The sequence below is a fragment of the Streptomyces sp. NPDC005151 genome, from assembly GCF_053599875.1.
In genome coordinates this window covers 1-17,072 of sequence record NZ_JBSFYR010000122.1, presented here as the reverse complement: position 1 = coordinate 17,072, position 17,072 = coordinate 1, and the positions used below count along the sequence as shown (strand labels likewise).

General features: G+C 68.6%; 18 protein-coding genes and 2 pseudogenes. 7 read left to right on the top strand and 13 right to left on the bottom strand.

The genetic code is table 11. From position 1 onward, the window contains the following. Positions 1–520: 520 nt before the first annotated feature. Positions 521–949: a matrixin family metalloprotease gene (locus ACWD6R_RS36255; protein ID WP_451822637.1), complete on the top strand. Its 429-nt coding sequence runs from the start codon at positions 521–523 to the stop codon at positions 947–949. Positions 950–951: 2 nt separating this feature from the next. Next, complete coding sequence (locus tag ACWD6R_RS36250) at positions 952–1,596, top strand: hypothetical protein (protein ID WP_451822636.1); 645 nt, start codon at positions 952–954, stop codon at positions 1,594–1,596. Between the two features lie 63 nt (positions 1,597–1,659). On the opposite strand, the gene ACWD6R_RS36245 is transcribed toward ACWD6R_RS36250, so the two are convergent. Beyond that, positions 1,660–2,103: a DUF4291 domain-containing protein gene (locus tag ACWD6R_RS36245; protein ID WP_451822635.1), complete on the bottom strand. Its 444-nt coding sequence runs from the start codon at positions 2,101–2,103 to the stop codon at positions 1,660–1,662. A gap of 263 nt (positions 2,104–2,366) precedes the next feature. Between ACWD6R_RS36245 and ACWD6R_RS36240 the strand changes: the two genes are divergently transcribed. After that, the gene (locus ACWD6R_RS36240; protein ID WP_451822634.1) at positions 2,367–2,771 is read left to right on the top strand and encodes a phosphotransferase; all 405 of its coding nucleotides are present in this window, start codon (positions 2,367–2,369) and stop codon (positions 2,769–2,771) included. A 49-nt stretch (positions 2,772–2,820) separates the two neighbouring features. Here the strand turns inward: ACWD6R_RS36240 and ACWD6R_RS36235 are convergent, their stop codons facing one another. Further along, positions 2,821–3,384 carry an ArsR/SmtB family transcription factor gene (locus ACWD6R_RS36235; protein WP_451822633.1) on the bottom strand — a complete coding sequence of 188 codons (564 nt, stop codon included), beginning with the start codon at positions 3,382–3,384 and terminating at the stop codon, positions 2,821–2,823. 67 nt (positions 3,385–3,451) lie between these two features. Here ACWD6R_RS36235 and ACWD6R_RS36230 point away from each other — a divergent pair, with 67 nt between their 5' ends. Then, the gene (locus tag ACWD6R_RS36230) at positions 3,452–4,021 is read left to right on the top strand and encodes a dienelactone hydrolase family protein (protein ID WP_451822632.1); all 570 of its coding nucleotides are present in this window, start codon (positions 3,452–3,454) and stop codon (positions 4,019–4,021) included. Between the two features lie 111 nt (positions 4,022–4,132). Here the strand turns inward: ACWD6R_RS36230 and ACWD6R_RS36225 are convergent, their stop codons facing one another. Beyond that, entirely contained in the window at positions 4,133–4,264 is a 132-nt protein-coding gene (locus ACWD6R_RS36225; protein WP_451822639.1) for a hypothetical protein, read from the bottom strand. On the opposite strand from ACWD6R_RS36225, the gene ACWD6R_RS36220 reads away from it, so the two are divergent. Continuing rightward, positions 4,259–5,464 carry an IS4 family transposase gene (locus tag ACWD6R_RS36220; RefSeq protein ID WP_451822638.1) on the top strand — a complete coding sequence of 402 codons (1,206 nt, stop codon included), beginning with the start codon at positions 4,259–4,261 and terminating at the stop codon, positions 5,462–5,464. The two genes, ACWD6R_RS36225 and ACWD6R_RS36220, sit on opposite strands and share 6 nt — an antisense overlap. A 160-nt stretch (positions 5,465–5,624) precedes the next feature. On the opposite strand, the gene ACWD6R_RS36215 is transcribed toward ACWD6R_RS36220, so the two are convergent. The 5 genes and pseudogenes from ACWD6R_RS36215 to ACWD6R_RS36195 all read right to left on the bottom strand — a co-directional run. Next, entirely contained in the window at positions 5,625–6,077 is a 453-nt protein-coding gene (locus ACWD6R_RS36215) for an SRPBCC family protein (RefSeq protein ID WP_451822631.1), read from the bottom strand. 309 nt (positions 6,078–6,386) lie between these two features. Continuing rightward, positions 6,387–7,280: a phosphotransferase family protein gene (locus ACWD6R_RS36210; protein WP_451822630.1), complete on the bottom strand. Its 894-nt coding sequence runs from the start codon at positions 7,278–7,280 to the stop codon at positions 6,387–6,389. A gap of 138 nt (positions 7,281–7,418) precedes the next feature. Beyond that, positions 7,419–7,568: pseudogene (locus tag ACWD6R_RS36205) on the bottom strand (DUF4291 family protein); the annotation flags it as partial. 51 nt (positions 7,569–7,619) lie between these two features. Continuing rightward, on the bottom strand, positions 7,620–8,438 hold the full coding sequence (locus ACWD6R_RS36200; protein WP_451822629.1) for a maleylpyruvate isomerase family mycothiol-dependent enzyme: 819 nt from the start codon (positions 8,436–8,438) through the stop codon (positions 7,620–7,622). Between the two features lie 89 nt (positions 8,439–8,527). Next, a pseudogene (locus tag ACWD6R_RS36195) lies at positions 8,528–8,689 on the bottom strand (DUF4291 family protein); the annotation flags it as partial. 150 nt (positions 8,690–8,839) lie between these two features. On the opposite strand from ACWD6R_RS36195, the gene ACWD6R_RS36190 reads away from it, so the two are divergent. Next, positions 8,840–9,568: a VC0807 family protein gene (locus ACWD6R_RS36190; protein ID WP_451822628.1), complete on the top strand. Its 729-nt coding sequence runs from the start codon at positions 8,840–8,842 to the stop codon at positions 9,566–9,568. Positions 9,569–9,997: 429 nt separating this feature from the next. Then, positions 9,998–10,420, top strand: a complete 423-nt coding sequence (locus ACWD6R_RS36185) for a hypothetical protein (protein ID WP_451822627.1) — start codon at positions 9,998–10,000, stop codon at positions 10,418–10,420. A 115-nt stretch (positions 10,421–10,535) separates the two neighbouring features. On the opposite strand, the gene mmsA is transcribed toward ACWD6R_RS36185, so the two are convergent. Genes mmsA through iolC form a run of 5 tightly spaced genes read right to left on the bottom strand, consistent with a single transcriptional unit; the run spans position 10,536 to position 16,892 of the window. Next, positions 10,536–12,035, bottom strand: coding sequence for a CoA-acylating methylmalonate-semialdehyde dehydrogenase (gene mmsA / locus ACWD6R_RS36180; protein WP_451822626.1), 1,500 nt, complete (start codon positions 12,033–12,035; stop codon positions 10,536–10,538). A 20-nt stretch (positions 12,036–12,055) separates the two neighbouring features. Continuing rightward, entirely contained in the window at positions 12,056–13,936 is a 1,881-nt protein-coding gene (gene iolD / locus ACWD6R_RS36175; protein ID WP_451822625.1) for a 3D-(3,5/4)-trihydroxycyclohexane-1,2-dione acylhydrolase (decyclizing), read from the bottom strand. Next, positions 13,933–14,877 carry a 5-deoxy-glucuronate isomerase gene (gene iolB, locus ACWD6R_RS36170; RefSeq protein WP_451822624.1) on the bottom strand — a complete coding sequence of 315 codons (945 nt, stop codon included), beginning with the start codon at positions 14,875–14,877 and terminating at the stop codon, positions 13,933–13,935. Before iolB ends, iolD begins: the two co-directional genes overlap by 4 nt. A gap of 30 nt (positions 14,878–14,907) precedes the next feature. Continuing rightward, positions 14,908–15,795: a Cgl0159 family (beta/alpha)8-fold protein gene (locus ACWD6R_RS36165; protein ID WP_451822623.1), complete on the bottom strand. Its 888-nt coding sequence runs from the start codon at positions 15,793–15,795 to the stop codon at positions 14,908–14,910. Continuing rightward, the gene (gene iolC, locus ACWD6R_RS36160; protein ID WP_451822622.1) at positions 15,792–16,892 is read right to left on the bottom strand and encodes a 5-dehydro-2-deoxygluconokinase; all 1,101 of its coding nucleotides are present in this window, start codon (positions 16,890–16,892) and stop codon (positions 15,792–15,794) included. The genes ACWD6R_RS36165 and iolC overlap by 4 nt, the downstream gene beginning before the upstream one ends. Positions 16,893–17,072 lie beyond the last annotated feature (180 nt).

Below are 17,072 nucleotides of genomic sequence, written 5' to 3'. Positions count from 1 at the left end.
CCCAACGTCTCCGCCCACCCCGGCTGCACCTCATCCGTCACCCCCGCATCCTAGGGGTCAACGGCATCCATAAGCCGAGGAGTTATTAATCGACAACCCCCTGCACAGTTGACGGCCTTCTCGGGTTCGATGAAGGCGTAGATCACCGCTGGTACCAGCCCTTAGCAAAAAACTGGCCGGGCCCTCGCCGGCGGGGTCGACATGTTCGGAATGGGGGAAATTATGGATTCGTTGGCCCTCTGGTTGGGGTGTTGGGTGGGCATGCAAAAAGGAAGGGCCAATTCCCCTTTGCGGGAGGATTTGCGATCCCTGATGGGTGCGGCTGGCCTGCCTGGCTACGGGGCGGTTGCGCTTGACGGTTTCCCGGCCTCACTCATAGTCTGCAACCACAGTTGATCACCATGATGGGGGCGGCGTGGGTGTAAGGCAAAGACAACTCTTGGCCATCGCGGCGGCAGTGTGTGCAACCATTCTCGGTAGCCCTGCGGTTGCGCAAGCGGATTCAAGAGGAAATTCGTCAGTGGACGACCATGAGATTCGCTGGGAGGACGACACGAAATTTGATGACGCTCGCAAATGGGCCCATTCCGCCTGGTATAACTCGGAATACAACTTGCGAGCAGTGAAAATTGCACCTGATGCGTGGAATACCATTACCGATCTTGAGTGGGAAGATACGAACAGGTCCGATGTCAAATTTCTTGCTGCATGGCAAGGGCGTCCCGGTGCAGACCGAATCATGATGAATCGCTACTACCTCGATGATGGTAAGAGGTATGGCGCGACGAGCTGGCGTCGAATGACAGCCGCACACGAGCTGGGTCACGCGCTCGGGCTGGGCCACAAGGCAAACGGGACGCTGATGGCTACGACCATCGGTTATGTCGCGAAGACCGCACGTCCAACTACAACCGACCGTAACGCCTACCACGCGCTCTGGGGTTACTAATCATGAGGAAAAGCAGGCGGATTGCCCTGGCCTCTATTCTGGCCCTCTCGGGCGTCGGTGCACTAGGGGTATATGGCGCGATGCAGCACCTCAGCTCCCCGTCGAGTGGAGCAGAAACGCGGTATTCGCATCTCATGATGGATGCAGACTACTCGGTGGATGCGAATCTTGCAGGCGGAAGTGAGGATCTCTTCTACGGCAAGGTCACAGTAGTCAAGGGTCAGCGTGACATCGGCATCGGCCCGGAAACGCAGTACGCCGTTGAGGTGCAGACGGTATTCAAGGGTGACGTCACAGGCGTAATCGTCGTAAATCAATTCGGCGGCACGGATAGTGATGGGGTTCTCACCTTCCCGGAAGGAGATTACCTGCTGGAGGCCGGGAAACGCTATCTCTTTGCGACGAATTACAACCCGGAGCGCAAGTGGAATACGCTGATCCCTGTCTACGGCGACGTGCCCATCCCTGACTCGGAGGCTCCCGCCCCTGGCATGCCGGATGTCAACGGGGACGGAGAGGCCACGATGTCAGACCGGTGGGAACTCGCTGTTCAGAATCAGGCAGACCTGTCCACCCCGGAATCGCTGCCTGAGCCCACGGAGATGCCGGCGGAGGACCCAGCGCCGGAGCCGTCACCGAGTTCATAGCACGCAGACCGCGCCCTGGGGTGGTAAGTCGCCCCAGGGCGCGAAGGCCCTGATCAGAAACGCTCAGGACTCGACCCGCAGTCTCTTATAAGGCGACTCCACCGGCAGCAAAGCCCGCGCCCCAGCCGCCTCACCCCTGCTCACGAGCCCGTGGATCTCACGCGCCGTCGCGGTCACATCCGTGATCCCGACGGTCCACTCGTCGACGTACCGCCGCGCCGCCTCGCCCGAGAGCCCCAGCTGCAACGACCGGTACGCCAACGCCCGCAGCCCCAGGTCCCGCTCCGGATCCCACTGCACCCGCACCGGCGACCTCCTCAATTCCCGCTGCCACGAGGCCCGGTCGGCATGCAGCTCCGGCACATAGTGCGACAGCACCGCACGCCGGAGCGCCCACTCGAAGCCCTCGCGGGTGATCTCGACAGCCAGGACGGTCTCCTGGCCCTCCTTCGCGGCCCAGCCGCAGCGGTACATCATCCACAGGAAGCTGGGCTTGATCCATGTCAAGCATCATTCGTAGTCCTTTTCTGCTCTGCCACATACCCGCAGGTCAGAGGCGTCGGCTGACGGCAGAGTGAGCGACGTCTTCGTAGATGGCCGATCATCCTGCCCCGGTCCCGTCTGTCTTCCCTGCCCGTGGGTACCGTCGCCTTGATGCCTGTTGCCAGCCGCCGTGTACCTCGCGATCGGCAGTATTTAAGGGAGTGGGTACGGGCATGCCGTCTGGTGCTGCACGTCGCACGGGAGAGGGATTCACTTCGGCCGGCGCTATGAAGGTCTTGCGTGCGGCGTGCCGACAAGCAGGGCTCGACAGTGATGGGGCGTCTCTGATCCGGCTTGGAGAGAACGCGTTGTTCCGGCTGGCGGCCCACCCGGTGGTGGTGCGGATCGCACGCTCGACGGAGTATCTGGAGTCGGCACGAGGTGAGGTTGAGGTATCACGGTGGCTGTCGCGTGAGCACTTCCCCGTGACGCGTGTGGTCGAGGACCTTGAACAACCCTTGGTCGTCGACGGCCATCCGGTGACGTTCTGGCATCTGATCCAGGAGGGCGATCGGAAGGCGACGTATGGAGAACTGGGTGCTGTCCTCCGCGACCTGCATTCGCTCAGCTTGCCGGACACGCTGTCCCTGCCCCCGTATCCGGTCCTCGATCACAGCCCGGATTACTCGTAGATGGTCGCCGCCCGCATCGGCGTGCTGAAGATCCACTGTCCGGGGCAGGTTACTCCGCTGTCGGCAGGGTCGGGTGGTCGGTGGGATAGACGCCGATCGCGAACCCGTACATGGTTTCGCCGGACCTCGGCATCCGGTCGAACTCATCAACCAGCTCGGCCATCCGGTCCCAGAACTGAGAGGCCTGATCCTCCGAGATGCGCGCATGCCGGAGGAACCCCCAGAGCTTTCCCTGCTCGAACGCCGTCGCGGACTCACCTGCAGCCACCTCGAAGTCGTTGAAGTCGCCAGGCATCTCCTCGCCAGCGGGTGATGGCTCCGCTGCCATGTAGAACATGCGCGCGGTGCGCCCGTAGAAGCGCTCTTCGATCGCCCTCACCTTCCGCGTGCGCACCACCTGGAGCAGACCGTTGCGGGTGAGCACGTCCACGTGGTGCGCGACGGTGCTCTTGGGCCGCTCGACCGCGGCCGCGAGCTCGGTGACGGTTGCGGCCCGCTCGTGGAGGAGCTGCAGGATCGTGGTGCGGAGCGGGTGGCCGATGGCCTTCACCTGGGCCGGCCCGGTCAGCGCCATCCGATCGGCTAGCTCGTAGCCCGGGGGATTGTGTGCCATCGCGGAACAGACTAGCATCGCGGAATGTTCCAAAAAAGTCGATCAATGAGGGAGGGAAGCCGCTGACATGGCCGAGGTACTGCTGTACCACCACATCCAGGGTCTGACCGACGGAGTGCGAGCCTTCGCCGACGGCCTGCGGCAGGCCGGGCATACCGTGCACACCCCCGACCTGTTCGAGGGCCGTACGTTCGGCAGCATCGAGAAGGGTTTCGGATTCGCGCGTGATACGGGGTTCGACGCGATCCGGGAGCGCGGCGCCGCCGCGGCCGCCGAGCTCGGTCCCGAGCTCGTCTACGCGGGATTCTCCTTCGGCGTGACGATCGCCCAGCGGCTCGCGCAAACCCGGCCCGGTGCCCGCGGGGCACTGCTCATGTACTCCTGTATCCCGGTCGCGGAGTTCGGGGAGGCGTGGCCGGAAGGGGTGCCGGTGCAGATCCATGGTAAGGAGGGCGACGAGTTCTTCGACGAGGATCTGCCGGCCGCACGCGAACTCGCGGGCTCCGCGGCGTTCGCCGAGCTTTTCGTCTATCCCGGCGACCAGCACCTCTTCGCCGACTCCTCGCTCGACGCGTACGACCCGGAGGCGTCCGCGCTGCTAATGGAGCGGGTGCGGGCGTTCCTCGCCTCCGTCTGACCGACGCGGCCAAACTACCTGGCGACGCTTCGTCCGGACATCGGCATAACAAGCATGACCGCGCGGATCGCAGCAGATCCGGACGTTCCCGAGATCCTCAGACGGCATCCATCAATCCAGTAGCGCCAACAGGTGGTGCGCCTGCGCCTCGGTGGTGCCTGGAGGGTTGCGTCGGAATCCACCGTTGCCCGGCAGCAACATGGCCAGCCAGAAGGCGGCCCACAGTGGGCGGTAGGCCTGCATCCGCTCCCGCTCCTCCACCGAGAGTACTTCGTGCTGGCGATGTGCCTGCACTTCACCGACGGCTATGCGGAGATCCTGCGCAGGCTGACCGACGGGCTGCGCACCGCGGTTCATGCGGGAGCCTTGCGGGTGGCAGGCACGTCCGCCGTCTCCAAGGCCCGCACACGGCTGGGCTCTGGGCCGTTGAAGGCCCTGTTCGAGCAGGTGTGCGGTCCTTTGACCACGCCGCAGTCGGCCGGCGCCTTCGCCTTCGGCTGGCGTCTGCTGATGCTTGCGCTGGACGGCACCGTCCTCGATGTCGCGCCCACGCCGGCCAATATCAAGGCGTTCGGACCGCCCCCGGGTGGCAGCCACAAGCCCGGACACTACCCACAGGTCAAGCTCGTTCTGCTGATCGCCTGCGGCACCCGCGGCATTCTCGACGCCCGTTTCGGACCGCGCCGGGACAACGAGGTCGCGCTGGCCAAGCAGCTGGCCACAACCGCGTCCCTGTCCGGCGGGCAGCTCGTGCTGATGGACCGGGCCTTTCACGGACACGACATCCTCGCCCAACTCACCTCCTCCGGCGCCGACTTCATAGTCCGCGCGCATTCCCACCACTGGCTGCCCCACCTGCGCGAACTGGCGGACGGAAGCTTCCTGTCCTGCGTTGCGGACCGGGCCTCCAGCCAGCGCCAGGCCGCCTCCCGCTTCTGCAACCGGCGCATGCCACCAGGCCACCCGCACGGCGTGCCGGTGCGGGTGGTGGACGCCGACATCACCGCCACCCCTGAACACGGCCCGTCCCGCACCCGCCGACTGCGTGTGATCACCAGCCTGCTGGATGTCGGCCAAGCCCCGGCCGAACAGGTCGCCGCCGTCTATGCACAGCGCTGGAACAGCGAGACCAGCCTCTTCGAGGTCAAGATCCTCCAACGCGACCACCGGCCCCTGCTGCGATCGCAGAACCCCGACGGCGTCATGCAGGAGATCTACGGCCCGCTCATCACCCACCAATACCTGCAGGCACAACGCGCCCGCGCCGCCCAGGCCAGCCTGGATCCCACGACCGGCCGACCACTGGACCCAGACCGCATCTCCTTCACCGCGGTCCTGCGCACCACCCGCCGTCACCTGCACTACCGGCCGGCCGAAGGACAGCCCCCGCTGATCGCCCTCGTCCAGGCCGAAGCCATGGCCCATGTCAAGCCGCGGTCATAGCCCTTTTCGCAAAGAGATTCCTAGTCGGTTCGCTGGCCCCTTCAGCAGCAATACCCGTCCTGGTCACGGAGCGAACTGCACAGGCAGTCGGCCGGGGGCAGAACCGGGCGTGTTCCGGCCTGCCCCGTAATCTACGGGCGGTTGGTGGTTCTGAGCGGGGTCAGTTCCTCGCCTCATCGGCCAGGAAGGCGCTCAGGCTGTCGAGGAGCATGGTGCTGCCCTGCTCGGCCATGTCGCGTTCCTCGGCGGTGTCGCAGGTCTGGTGGAGCAGGATCTGCGTGTGGTGGTCGTTCGGCTCGTCGAGTTCCATGGTCATGGCTGCGGGCGCGGGCTTGCCGGGTACGTCCATGCCGACCACCAGGAGGCGGTTCTCGGCGACCTCGAGATAGGAGCCGGTCAGCGGGAACTGTCCGCCGTCGGGCGTGACCATCGTGGCCTTCCACGCTCCGCCCGGCCGTACGTCCATCTCGACGGAGCCGGCAACGGCGTAAGCCCACCGGGCGTACTGCTCGGGAGTGGTCCACGCCCGCCACACCTTCACCGCGGAGGCGTCGAGCGTTCGGGTCAGCTTGTAGGAGAAGCCGTTGGCCGGGGTGGTCTGCTCGGTGCTCATGCTTCGTCTCCTCGTTTTCGTGCCTGGTCGGGACTGTCGCACCTGTAGACGCCCGTGGACGCTGAGACTCATCGGTCTTGCTGGGGCTTCTCTCAATTGGGCGAGGATGCGGGTAGGGAACGGTTCGAATGAGCCCGTCCATACTGGTGGCACGCGAACGCGTCGAAGTAAGCGGGGGGAGGCCACAGGCCCGGTCTCAGACTCGGCCATGGGATGGTCGTGCGCGTGGGCGAGTCCTGGGTGTTCAGCGACGGCAGTGAGGCCTCCCGGCGGGTTGATGTCCCTGGCGGCTCGGTCGAGATGAGGCGGCTATGACGGAAACAGCCATTCCATCGCGGCAAGGCTCTTGTCGACGTATTTGCCTTGTTCCGTCTCGATGCCGTATGCCAGATCCTCGAAGACACTGCACCTGGCATAGAACACGGCGCGCTCGCTGAGAGCCGCGACGTCGTTGACGTCGGTTCGATAGGTGCTGATGGCGGCGCGGGTAGCCGCGGGGCCGAGATCGCGGTAGAGCAGCCCGAAGTCGCAGGCCGGATCGACGACGGCGGCATCGCTCCAGTCGATGATGCCGGTCACCGTCCATGCGACCGGGTCGACGAGAACGTGTTCGATCCCCAGATCGTTGTGGGAGAACGTTGGGGTGCAGCCATCGTGCGGCGGTGCGGCGTCCAGGAACGCCTCGACGGATCGGCGCTGCGCCGCCGGTACCTGCCCGGCCACCGTCACATAGTTCTCCGTGGCCTCATGTCGCCACTCGGCCACCGACTGGTGGTCCGTTTCCACGGCCACCCGATCGATCGCAACAGCATGCAGCGCAGTGAGTAGCTCGCCAAGCGTGGCGCCAATCGACGTGCCGTGGGCCGATCGCTGGTGCCGCGGCATATCCACCAGTGGCACGCCGGGAAGCTTGAAGTAGGCCAGACAACCCTGCTCCGCGACCGTGAACGTCGGCTGGGGCACGAGCAGCGGCGAAACGTCGGCGACGGCAGCAAGCACGCGGGCCTCGTGGTTCAGCAGGGCGGCCCGCCGTGCCAGGTCGGGCTCCTTGCTGAAGCGCACGATCAGCTCACCGTTCACCTCGTACGCCAGATTGTCCAGGCCCTCGCCGAACTGCACGACGGAGTCGACCTGGTAGTCGGGCATGTGCGCAATCACGACGCTGCGGACGTCTGCGACGCGGTCGCGGCTGCGACTGGTCATTCGCGGACGATATCAATCGACCACACGACGTCAGCGGTGGTCATCGAGTGGCCGCGCGGTCGCCGACCAGGCCCGCAACGGCGCGGATGACCTCTCTTCAGGCACCGAAAGGGGCTGTGAACGCGCTTTGATGACTCATGTCATGCGGTCGCGCTTCCAGGCGGTGGGGAAGTGCCCGTCACGGGCGGCGGGGAGGCCGATGGAGCGTGAGTAGGCCTGGTAGACGGTGATGGTGGTGTCCGTGTGCTGGGCGCGGATCTGGTGCTGCGGGGCGGCCGGTGCTGTCATGGCGTCATCACAGCACCGGCCGGTCCGGTTCGGCGAGCGGGTTTCCGTGGCTCAGGGAGCCGTGAACAAGGTCGGGAACCGGGGCGCGAGCCAGGGCTTGCGGCCCCAGGTGAGCACGCGGCCGCGGGCGATGGCACCCCAGGGATCGCAGCGGCCGAGCGCGATCAGCAGGAACGTGACCGGCTCGATGAGGATCGTGCAGTCCGGGCGGCTCGCCGGCCCGCGCTCGACGGTCACCGCACCGTCGGTGACGATCACCCCGAACCGCGAGCCGCCGCGCAGACGGATGTCGAAGCGGGCGGTCAGCCCGGCGGATGCGGCGGAGACGACCCGCGGCATGACCGTGAGCATGAAGGGCATCGACAGCTCGACCCGGGTGCGGTCGAGCATGTGCGGACGGCCGAGCGCGCGGGCGAGGTCGTAGCCGTGGCCGAGCATGTGGGTGAGCAGGTACGAGCCGAGCTCGGCGAGATCCATCGAGCCCAGCGGCGTCTCCACCGGCTCGTCCGGTGCTCGACGTTCCGCGGCCCGGAGAAAGGCGGCCGCCTGCGCCACGATCATGGCGGCCAGCGGATCCGCCCCACGCTCCTCGAACCCGGCGAGGGCGCGCTCGTTGGCCGCCGCCAGGCTCTGCGGCGTGCCGTCCCCGTAGCTGCGCTCGTGGCCCGCGGCGACCTCCGCCATCAGCTCGTTGGCCTGCGCCAGATGGGCTGCCGCCTCACCGAGCGTCCACTCGGATCCGGGGACGGGCACGCTCGTGTCCGTGCGGCCGCGCAGCAGCGCCGCTATCTCCTCGGCGGTGGCGCGTATCGCCTCGGCGAGCCCTTCGGGAAGCGTGTCGTGCCGCTCCCGGGCAGGCGTGGGTTCCACGGCTGTCTCCCCTCGTCCCTCTCCCCTGACCGGTCTCCGCGTTCGGGGCCCGGTGGACACGTGCAGAATGCCAGGTCGCGCAGGTCGGGTCAGCCCCTGGGCGGCATCGCGTCCGTCCCGTACGGCAACTCGGCCGGCAACAGTGCCCTCGCCTCGTCGAGCCGTCCCGCCCGCACATGGCCGTGGATCTCCCGGGCGAGCGGGGTGACGTCACGGATGGACACCGTCCACTCGTCCGCGTACCGCCGCGAAGGCCCCAGGCCGTCATCGGCAAGGGCTGACATTCGTCATACGGACCTCGGTACACGCGGCTCTGCCGGGCACCGGGCCCCGGCGGCCAGTCTGTACGCATCGAGAGCGGGGCCGCGAAGGCGTCCGCCGATACGGGAGAGGAACCCGTCATGAGCAGCCCGGCCGCCACAGCCACCGCCCCTGTCGCAGATGCTCCGGTCGCCGCCGCCCCGTCCGTTCCGCGCAGGGCGCTGCTCGACAGTGTGCTGCCGCTGCTCGTGGATGTGGGGGTGCCGCTCGTCTCGTACTACGCGCTGAAGGCGGCGGGCATGGGGACGTTCGCCGCTCTGGCGTGGAGCAGCGTGGTGCCGGTCGTCCGGACCGTGTGGGGGGTGGTGCGCAAGCGCCGGCTCAACGGGCTGGCGGCGCTGATGGTGACGGTCAACGTGGTCGGACTGCTGACGAGCCTGATGGTCGGTGACCCGCGGCTGATGCTCGCCAAGGACAGCGGGGTGAGCAGCGTCATCGGGCTCGTCGTCCTGGTGACCGCGCTGAAGGGGCAACCGATGATGAGCGCGGCGGTGCGGCCGTGGCTGGTCAAGGGTGATGCGGCCAAGGACACCGCGTGGCAGCGGCTCTCGGCGGAGTCGGCGGCGTTCCGAAGGGCGCAGACGCGGTTCTCGGCGGTGTGGGGTGCGGCGCTGCTGGGTGAGTGTGTGGTGCGGACGGTGGGGGCGTACACCGTGCCGGTCGAGACGATGGTGTGGCTCGGCACGGTGATCATGGTGGCGACGATGGTGTTCGCCTTCTTGGTCTCGGGCCGGGTGGGCGCCGTTCCGATGGAGCGGATGATCGCCGAGGCGGTCGGTTCCGGGAGAACCGCAGCCGGCACGCGATGACAGGGTCAGACCGAAAGAGAGAGGGAGCCGCTGGTGCGGCTCCCTCTTTCGGTTGGGGCGGGCCGGACCCGGCCCGCCCCATGAACGCGCGCACCGGCAACCACCGGTCCCTGAACCGGCCGTCAGCCCCGAATTCTGCCGGGCGACGATTACCTGGGAGGTAATTGAGGCGGCCGTGTGCCGGTCATTACCGTCCCCGTATGGGCCTTCGCGCCGCGGTCGCGCGGCTGAACGCCCCGGCACCCTCTTCTCCGATCTCCCCTCCGGTCCGCCGAGCGGCATTGCGCTCGAATCGTTCCTGCCGGTGAACACCGGGACCCGGGTCCTGCCCGGTTCGCCCACCCCGGGTGTTCCCCGATGCCGGGGCACCTCCGGCCCCACCCGGCACACAGCTGCGGATCAGCAACACAGTAAGGAAAGGAAGACCTCATGATGTCGTCCCAGAACGCGGGTACGGTCCCGGTGGCAGGCGCCACCCGCTCCGACAGCCTGCTCCGGTTCGCCCTCCTGGCGGACGTCGCCCTCACCGGTGCGAACGGCGTCGGATACCTCGCACTCGCCACGGTCCTGGACTCGTTCCTCGGCGTACGTCTCTCGGTGCAGTACCCGGTGGGCGTGTTCCTCACCGGGTACGCCCTGTGGGTGCTGGTCGTCTCCCGTCAGGAGCGCATCAGCCGCGGCGCGGTCGCCGTCGTCATCGGCCTGAACGTGGCCTGGGCCGTGGCAAGTGTCGTGACCGTGCTCGTCGACGCGCTGACGGCGACGGGCGCCGGCAACGGGTGGATCGTGTTCCAGGGCCTTTCGGTGGCGGCCATGGGTGCGCTCCAGTACGTGGGCCTGCGGCGCTTGTGAGAGCACGCCGGACGACCACGGCAGCCGGACACGGCTTCCGTGCATGCCGACGGCCCGTACGGATACAGCTTCCGTACGGGCCGTCGGCGCGGAAGATCGGCGGAACCAGTGGCGATCAGTGGTTACGCGGGAAGCCCAGGTCCACGCCCGACGGGGCGTCGGCCGGGTCCGGCCAGCGGGTGGTGACGACCTTGCCGCGGGTGTAGAAGTGCACGCCGTCGTTGCCGTAGATGTGGTGGTCGCCGAAGAGGGAGTCCTTCCAGCCACCGAAGGAGTGGTAGCCCACCGGCACCGGGATCGGCACGTTGACGCCGACCATGCCGGCCTCGATCTCCAGCTGGAAGCGGCGGGCGGCGCCGCCGTCGCGGGTGAAGATCGCGGTGCCGTTGCCGAACGGCGAGGCGTTCATGAGGGCGACGCCCTCCTCGTACGTCTCGGTGCGCAGGACACAGAGCACCGGGCCGAAGATCTCGTCCTTGTACGCGTCCGAGTCGGTGGACACGTGGTCGAGGAGGGAGAGGCCGATCCAGTGGCCGCTCTCGAAGCCGTCGACGGTGTGGCCGGTGCCGTCGAGGACGACCTCGGCGCCCTGGGCCGCCGCGCCGGTGACGTACGAGGCGACCTTGTCGCGGTGGACCGCGGTGATCAGCGGACCCATCTCGGACGTCGGGTCGTTGCCGGGACCGATCTTGATCTTCTCGGCCCGCTCCTTGATCTTGGCGACGAGCTCGTCACCGATGGCACCCACCGCGACGACCGCGGAGATCGCCATGCAGCGCTCACCGGCGGAGCCGTACGCGGCGGAGACCGCGGCGTCGGCGGCGGCGTCGAGGTCCGCGTCCGGCAGGACCAGCATGTGGTTCTTCGCACCGCCGAGCGCCTGGACGCGCTTGCCGTTGGCGGTGGCGGTGATGTGGATGTAGCGGGCGATCGGGGTCGATCCGACGAAGGAGACCGCGGCCACGTCCGGGTGGTTCAGCAGCCCGTCGACCGCGACCTTGTCGCCGTGCAGGACGTTCAGCACGCCGTCCGGCAGACCGGCCTCGGCGGCCAGCTCGGCCAGCAGCATGGCGGCCGACGGGTCCTTCTCGCTGGGCTTGAGGACGAACGTGTTGCCGCACGCGATGGCCAGCGGGAACATCCACATCGGCACCATGGCCGGGAAGTTGAACGGCGTGATGCCCGCGACGACACCGAGCGACTGACGGATCGAGGAGACGTCGACCCGGCTGGAGACCTGGGTGGACAGCTCGCCCTTGAGCTGGGTCGTGATGCCGCAGGCCAGCTCGACGATCTCCAGACCGCGGGCGACCTCGCCGAGCGCGTCGGAGTGCACCTTGCCGTGCTCGGCGGTGATCAGCGCGGCGATGTCGTCGCGGTGGGCGTCGAGCAGCGCGCGGTAGCGGAAGAGGACGGCGGTGCGGGCGGCCAGCGAGGACGTGCCCCACGTGGCGTACGCGTCCTTCGCTGCGGCTACCGCGGCGTCGACCTCTTCGAGGGAGGCGAGCGCGACCTGGGTGGTGACGGCGCCGGTGGCCGGGTCGGTGACCGGGCCGTAGTTGCCCGACGTGCCCTCGACGGTCTTGCCACCGATCCAGTGGTTGACAGTCTTCATGACGAAACTCCTTCAGGCCTTCAGAGGTGGCGGCGTCGGGCTGCGACTTGCCGGTCGTAGTCTTCCCGGGCTTTTACCGCCGACGGGCGGGTGGCCGTTTCGGCTACAGGAACATCCCACCACGCCTGCGCCGGAGGGGGGCCCGACACTGTGTCTGCCGTTTCGGTCTCGACGTAGACACAAGTGGGGCGGTCCGCGCTCCGCGCCTCGGTGAGGGCTTCGCGCAGGTCATGGACGGTCTTCGCGCGCAGCACCCGCATTCCGAGGGAGGCCGCATTGGCGGCGAGATCGACGGGCAGCGGGGGGCCGGTGAAACTCCCGTCGGCGCTCCGGTGCCGGTAGGCCGTGCCGAAGCGTTCGCCGCCGACCGTCTCGGAGAGCCCGCCGATGGAGGCATAGCCGTGGTTCTGCAGGACGACGACCTTGATCGGAAGGTTCTCCTGCACGGCGGTGACGATCTCGGTGGGGTTCATCAGGTACGTGCCGTCGCCGACGAGCGCCCAGACGGGACGGCCGGGGGCGGCCAGCTGTACGCCGATCGCGGCCGGGATCTCGTATCCCATGCAGGAGTAGCCGTACTCCACGTGGTACTGGCGTCGGGAGCGGGTCCGCCACAGCTTGTGCAGGTCGCCGGGGAGCGAACCCGCGGCATTGATCAGGATGTCGTCGTCGGTGACCAGGGTGTCGAGCAGGCCGAGGACCTGAGCCTGAGTGGGCCGGGCGTGGGGGTCGTCGGCGGCGAACGCGGCGTCGACGCGCTGCTCCCAGCGCTCCTTCGCCTCGGTGCACTCGGTCTCGTAGGCCGGGTCGACGCGGTAGTTGCGCTCGTTCAGGGCCCCGGTCAGCGCTTCGAGGGCGGTGCGGGCGTCGGCGACGAGGGGGAGCGCGGCGAGCTTGTGGGCGTCGAAGCCGGTGATGTTGAGGCCCAGGAAGCGGACCGCCGGGTTGGAGAAGAGCGTGCCGGAGGCGGTGGTGAAGTCGGAGTAGCGGGTGCCGATGCCGATGACCAGGTCGGCGGTGCGGGCCAGCTCGTCGGCGGCCGCGGTGCCGGTCGGGCCGATGCCGCCGACATCGGCGGGGTGGTCGTGGCGCAGCGAGCCCTTGCCCGCCTGGGTGGAGGCGACCGGGATCCGGGTGGCGGCGGCGAACGCGGCGAGGGTCTCCTCGGCGGCGCTGTGATGGACGCCGCCGCCTGCGACGATCAGCGGCCGGCGGGCGGTGCGCACGGCCCGTACCGCCTGCTCCAGCTCATGGGCGTCGGGCGCGGGCCGGCGTACGTACCAGATGCGCTCGGCGAAGAACTCCTCCGGCCAGTCGTACGCCTCCGCCTGTACGTCCTGCGGCAGCGCGAGTGTGACCGCGCCGGTCTCCGCCGGGTCGGCGAGGATCCGCATGGCCTGGAGGGCGGCCGGGACGAGCGCCTCGGGGCGGGTGATCCGGTCGAAGTAGCGGGAGACGGGGCGCAGACAGTCGTTGACGGAGACATCGCCGGCGGACGGGACTTCGAGCTGTTGCAGGACGGGGTCGGCGGGGCGGGTCGCGAAGGTGTCGCCGGGGAGGAGCAGGACGGGGAGGTGATTGATCGTGGCGAGGGCGGCGCCGGTGACGAGGTTGGTGGCGCCGGGGCCGATGGACGTGGTGACGGCGTGTGCGGAGAGTCGGCCGGACTGGCGGGCGTACCCGACGGCGGCGTGCACCATGGACTGCTCGTTGCGGCCCTGGAGGTAGGGCATGGAGGGCCCGGTCTCCAGCAGCGCCTGGCCGATTCCGGCGACGTTGCCGTGGCCGAAGATGCCCCAGGTGGCGCTGATCAGACGCTGCCGACGGCCGTCGCGCTCGGTGTACTGGCGGGCGAGGAAGGAGATCAGGGCCTGGGCGGTGGTGAGCCTGCGGGTGCTCATCGGGATGCCTCCTGACCGGAAATTCCGGAGGGGCCGGAGAGTCCGTGGAGCGGGAGCCGGGGGTCGACCGGCTGCGCCGGCCAGGTGTCGCGGATCCAGCCGTGATCGGGGTGGTCGCTGATCAGCCACTCCCGCTGCTCCCCCGGGCCGGCCATCACATTGAGGTAGTACATGGTGTGGCCGGGGGCGGCGATGGACGGGCCGTGCCAGCCGTCGGGGATCAGGACCGCGTCGCCGCTGCGGACCTCGGCGAGGACATCCGTGCCGCCGGGCCGGGACGGGGAGACACGGTGATAGCCGAACCCGGCTGTGCCGCCCCGCTCCTCGATCTCGAAGTAGTAGATCTCTTCGAGGACCGACTCGGCTCCGGGGCGGTGCTCGTCATGTTTGTGCGGCGGATACGAGGACCAGTTGCCGCCGGGGGTGAGGACCTCGACGGCGATCAGCCGGTCGCACTCGAACGTGTCGGCGGCGGCGAAGTTGTTGACCTGGCGCGAGCAGGTCCCGGAGCCGCGCAGCTCCACGGGTACCTCCGGCGCGGGGCCGTAGCGAGCGGGGAGTAGTCGCTCGCACTTCGCTCCTGCCAGGGCGAAGCGGCCTCCTGCGCCGGAGGCGATCTGCGCATGGGCGTCACGTGGTACGTAGGCGAAGTCGGACACCCCGCTGAACACGCTTTCCCGGCCCAGCAGTTCAAAGATCTCACCTGAGGTGTGCACCGTACAGCCACCGGTCAACGGCAGGACGATCCACTCGCTCTCCCCGGTGACAAGTGTGTGAACACCGCCGGGCCGCAGCTCCACCACACGCAGGCTCGACCGGTCCCAGCCGGCCCGCTTCGGATCGATGTCCAGGGCGTACGGTCCCTCCGCCGCGCTGCCCGCGGGCAGATGCCACCGGTGACCCGGCCGTTCCCGTACGCGTTCCTCATGGTCCGTCGTCATGCCTTCTCCCTACCCGTCCCTGTCCACTCGCTACAGCAGTGCAGCGGCCGTGTCGACGGCACCGACCACATCCCCGTCGACCGGATAGAGCAGCGACCTCCCCACCACCAGCCCCTGAACGGTGGGAAGTCGCAGCGCGCCACGCCATTTCTCGTACGCGCCCTCCTGGTCGCCGCCCACCTCGCCGCCCAGCAGCACGGCAGGCAGCGTCGATGTCTCCATCACGCGCGCCATGTCGTCGGGGTTCTCGGTGACGGGGACCTTGAGCCAGGTGTACGCGGAGGTGCCCGCGAGCCCCGAGGCGATGGCGATCGATGTGGTCACCGCGGCCGCGCCGAGGTCGTTGCGGACCTTGCCGTCGACCCGGCGGCAGAGGAACGGCTCGACGAAGACCGGCAGCCGGTGCGCGGCCATGGCGTCGATGGCGCGGGCGGTGGCGTGCATGGTGTCGAGGGAGCCGGGGTCGTCGTAGTCGATGCGGAGCAGCAGCTTGCCCGCGTCGAAGCCGAGCCGGGCGAGGTCGTCGGGGCGGTGGCCGGTGAAGCGGTCGTCGAGTTCGAAGGAGGCGCCCGCGAGCCCGCCGCGGTTCATCGAGCCGATGACGACCTTGTCTTCCAGCGCGCCGAGGAGCAGCAGGTCGTCGAGGATGTCGGCGGTGCCGAGGACGCCGTCGACGCCGGGGCGGGACAGGGCGAGGCAGAGCCGCTCCAGGAGCTCGAACCGGTTGGCCATGGCCAGTTCGTGCCCGCCGACGGCGAAGGAGCCGCGGGCCGGATGATCCGCCGCGATGATCATCAGGCGTCCGCTGTCACCGACGAGGGGCCGTCTGCGGCGGCGGGCGGCGGCCTCGGCGACGGCTTCGGGGTGGCGCACGCGCAGCCGTACGAGGTCGGCGACGGAGGAGGCCGCGGGCGTCATGAGACCGCCCCAGGCCCGGGTTCGGGCCCGGCTCCGGGTTCGGGTTCGGGTTCGGGTTCGGGTTCGCCGGTGGTGACGGCGCCGCGGACGAGTGCCTCTTCCACCTCGTGGGGGAAGGGCATGGCGGGCGAACAGGCGAGCCGGGAGGCGACGATGGCGCCGGCCGCGTTGGCGTACCGCATGATGCGCTCGGTCTCCCAGCCGGCGAGCAGCCCGTGGCAGAGCGCCCCACCGAAGGCGTCTCCGGCGCCGAGACCGTTGACGACGTCCACGGGCAGGGGCGGGACGTCGGCGACGGTGCCGTCCCGGTGGACGGCGAGGACACCCTTGGGGCCCTGCTTGACGACGGCGAGCTCGACCCCTGCGGCGAGCAGGGCGCGGGCGGCCGCATACGGCTCGCGTTCCCCGGTGGCGATCCGGCACTCGTCGAGATTGCCGACGGCGACGGTGGCGTGGGCAAGGGCCTCGCGGTAGCGCGCGGTGGCCGTGGGGTCGACGAGATGGTCCGCGCCGGGGTGATCGGGCTCGCCGGTCCAGAACATCGGGCGCCAGTCCAGGTCGAAGACCGTGCAACAACCTGGCGCAAGGCCTCGCTCGCTGCCGGACTCCGCCCGCGCCTCGCTCCTGGCGCGCAACGCCGCCAGCGTCGCCGTGCGGCTGGGTTCCGCGCACAGTCCGGTGCCGGTCATCCAGAAGACCCGGGCCGCCCGGATCGCGTCCAGGTCGAGTTCCGCTTCGTGGATCTCCAGGTCGGGCGCCTTGGGCAGGCGGTAGAAGTAGAGCGGGAAGTCGTCCGGCGGAAAGATCTCGCAGAAGGTCACCGGCGTCGGATACGCGTCGACCGGCGTCACCCATCGGTCGTCCACCCCGAACTCCCGCAACTGCTGGTGGAGATAGTCCCCGAACGCGTCCCGGCCGGTGCGTGTCACCACCGCCGTCCGCCGTCCGAGCCGGGCGGCCGCAACAGCCACATTGGTCGGTGAACCGCCGAGGAACTTCCCGAACGTGTCGACCTGAGCCAGCGGCCGTCCGGTCTCCAGGGGGTAGAGGTCCACCCCGATCCGCCCCATGGTGATCACGTCGTACATCTCAGGCATACGCATCCCTTCGACCGGCGACCGGAGCGGCTGCCCCCAGGTCTCGACGGGTAAGTCCGAAGTCCCACCTGCCGGACTTACCCGTCTAGAAGACTGCTGAAAATCTTGTTGAGGGGCTGTCGGGCCGTAGGCCGGGCGGCCCCTCTTCCCTATGGGGTGGCTGGGGTGAGGTGCCAGGTG

What these genes read in the sequence shown, in the direction of transcription:
- ACWD6R_RS36210 (WP_451822630.1), bottom strand. Translation starts at nt 7,280, where the DNA reads ATGACCAGTCGCAGCCGCGACCGCGTCGCAGACGTCCGCAGCGTCGTG.
- ACWD6R_RS36185 (WP_451822627.1), top strand. Translation starts at nt 9,998, where the DNA reads ATGATGTCGTCCCAGAACGCGGGTACGGTCCCGGTGGCAGGCGCCACC.
- mmsA (WP_451822626.1), bottom strand. Translation starts at nt 12,035, where the DNA reads ATGAAGACTGTCAACCACTGGATCGGTGGCAAGACCGTCGAGGGCACG.
- ACWD6R_RS36165 (WP_451822623.1), bottom strand. Translation starts at nt 15,795, where the DNA reads ATGACGCCCGCGGCCTCCTCCGTCGCCGACCTCGTACGGCTGCGCGTG.
- ACWD6R_RS36230 (WP_451822632.1), top strand. Translation starts at nt 3,452, where the DNA reads ATGGCCGAGGTACTGCTGTACCACCACATCCAGGGTCTGACCGACGGA.
- ACWD6R_RS36225 (WP_451822639.1), bottom strand. Translation starts at nt 4,264, where the DNA reads ATGCAGGCCTACCGCCCACTGTGGGCCGCCTTCTGGCTGGCCATGTTG.
- ACWD6R_RS36190 (WP_451822628.1), top strand. Translation starts at nt 8,840, where the DNA reads ATGAGCAGCCCGGCCGCCACAGCCACCGCCCCTGTCGCAGATGCTCCG.
- ACWD6R_RS36240 (WP_451822634.1), top strand. Translation starts at nt 2,367, where the DNA reads ATGAAGGTCTTGCGTGCGGCGTGCCGACAAGCAGGGCTCGACAGTGAT.
- ACWD6R_RS36215 (WP_451822631.1), bottom strand. Translation starts at nt 6,077, where the DNA reads ATGAGCACCGAGCAGACCACCCCGGCCAACGGCTTCTCCTACAAGCTG.
- ACWD6R_RS36235 (WP_451822633.1), bottom strand. Translation starts at nt 3,384, where the DNA reads ATGGCACACAATCCCCCGGGCTACGAGCTAGCCGATCGGATGGCGCTG.
- iolD (WP_451822625.1), bottom strand. Translation starts at nt 13,936, where the DNA reads ATGAGCACCCGCAGGCTCACCACCGCCCAGGCCCTGATCTCCTTCCTC.
- ACWD6R_RS36250 (WP_451822636.1), top strand. Translation starts at nt 952, where the DNA reads ATGAGGAAAAGCAGGCGGATTGCCCTGGCCTCTATTCTGGCCCTCTCG.
- iolC (WP_451822622.1), bottom strand. Translation starts at nt 16,892, where the DNA reads ATGCCTGAGATGTACGACGTGATCACCATGGGGCGGATCGGGGTGGAC.
- iolB (WP_451822624.1), bottom strand. Translation starts at nt 14,877, where the DNA reads ATGACGACGGACCATGAGGAACGCGTACGGGAACGGCCGGGTCACCGG.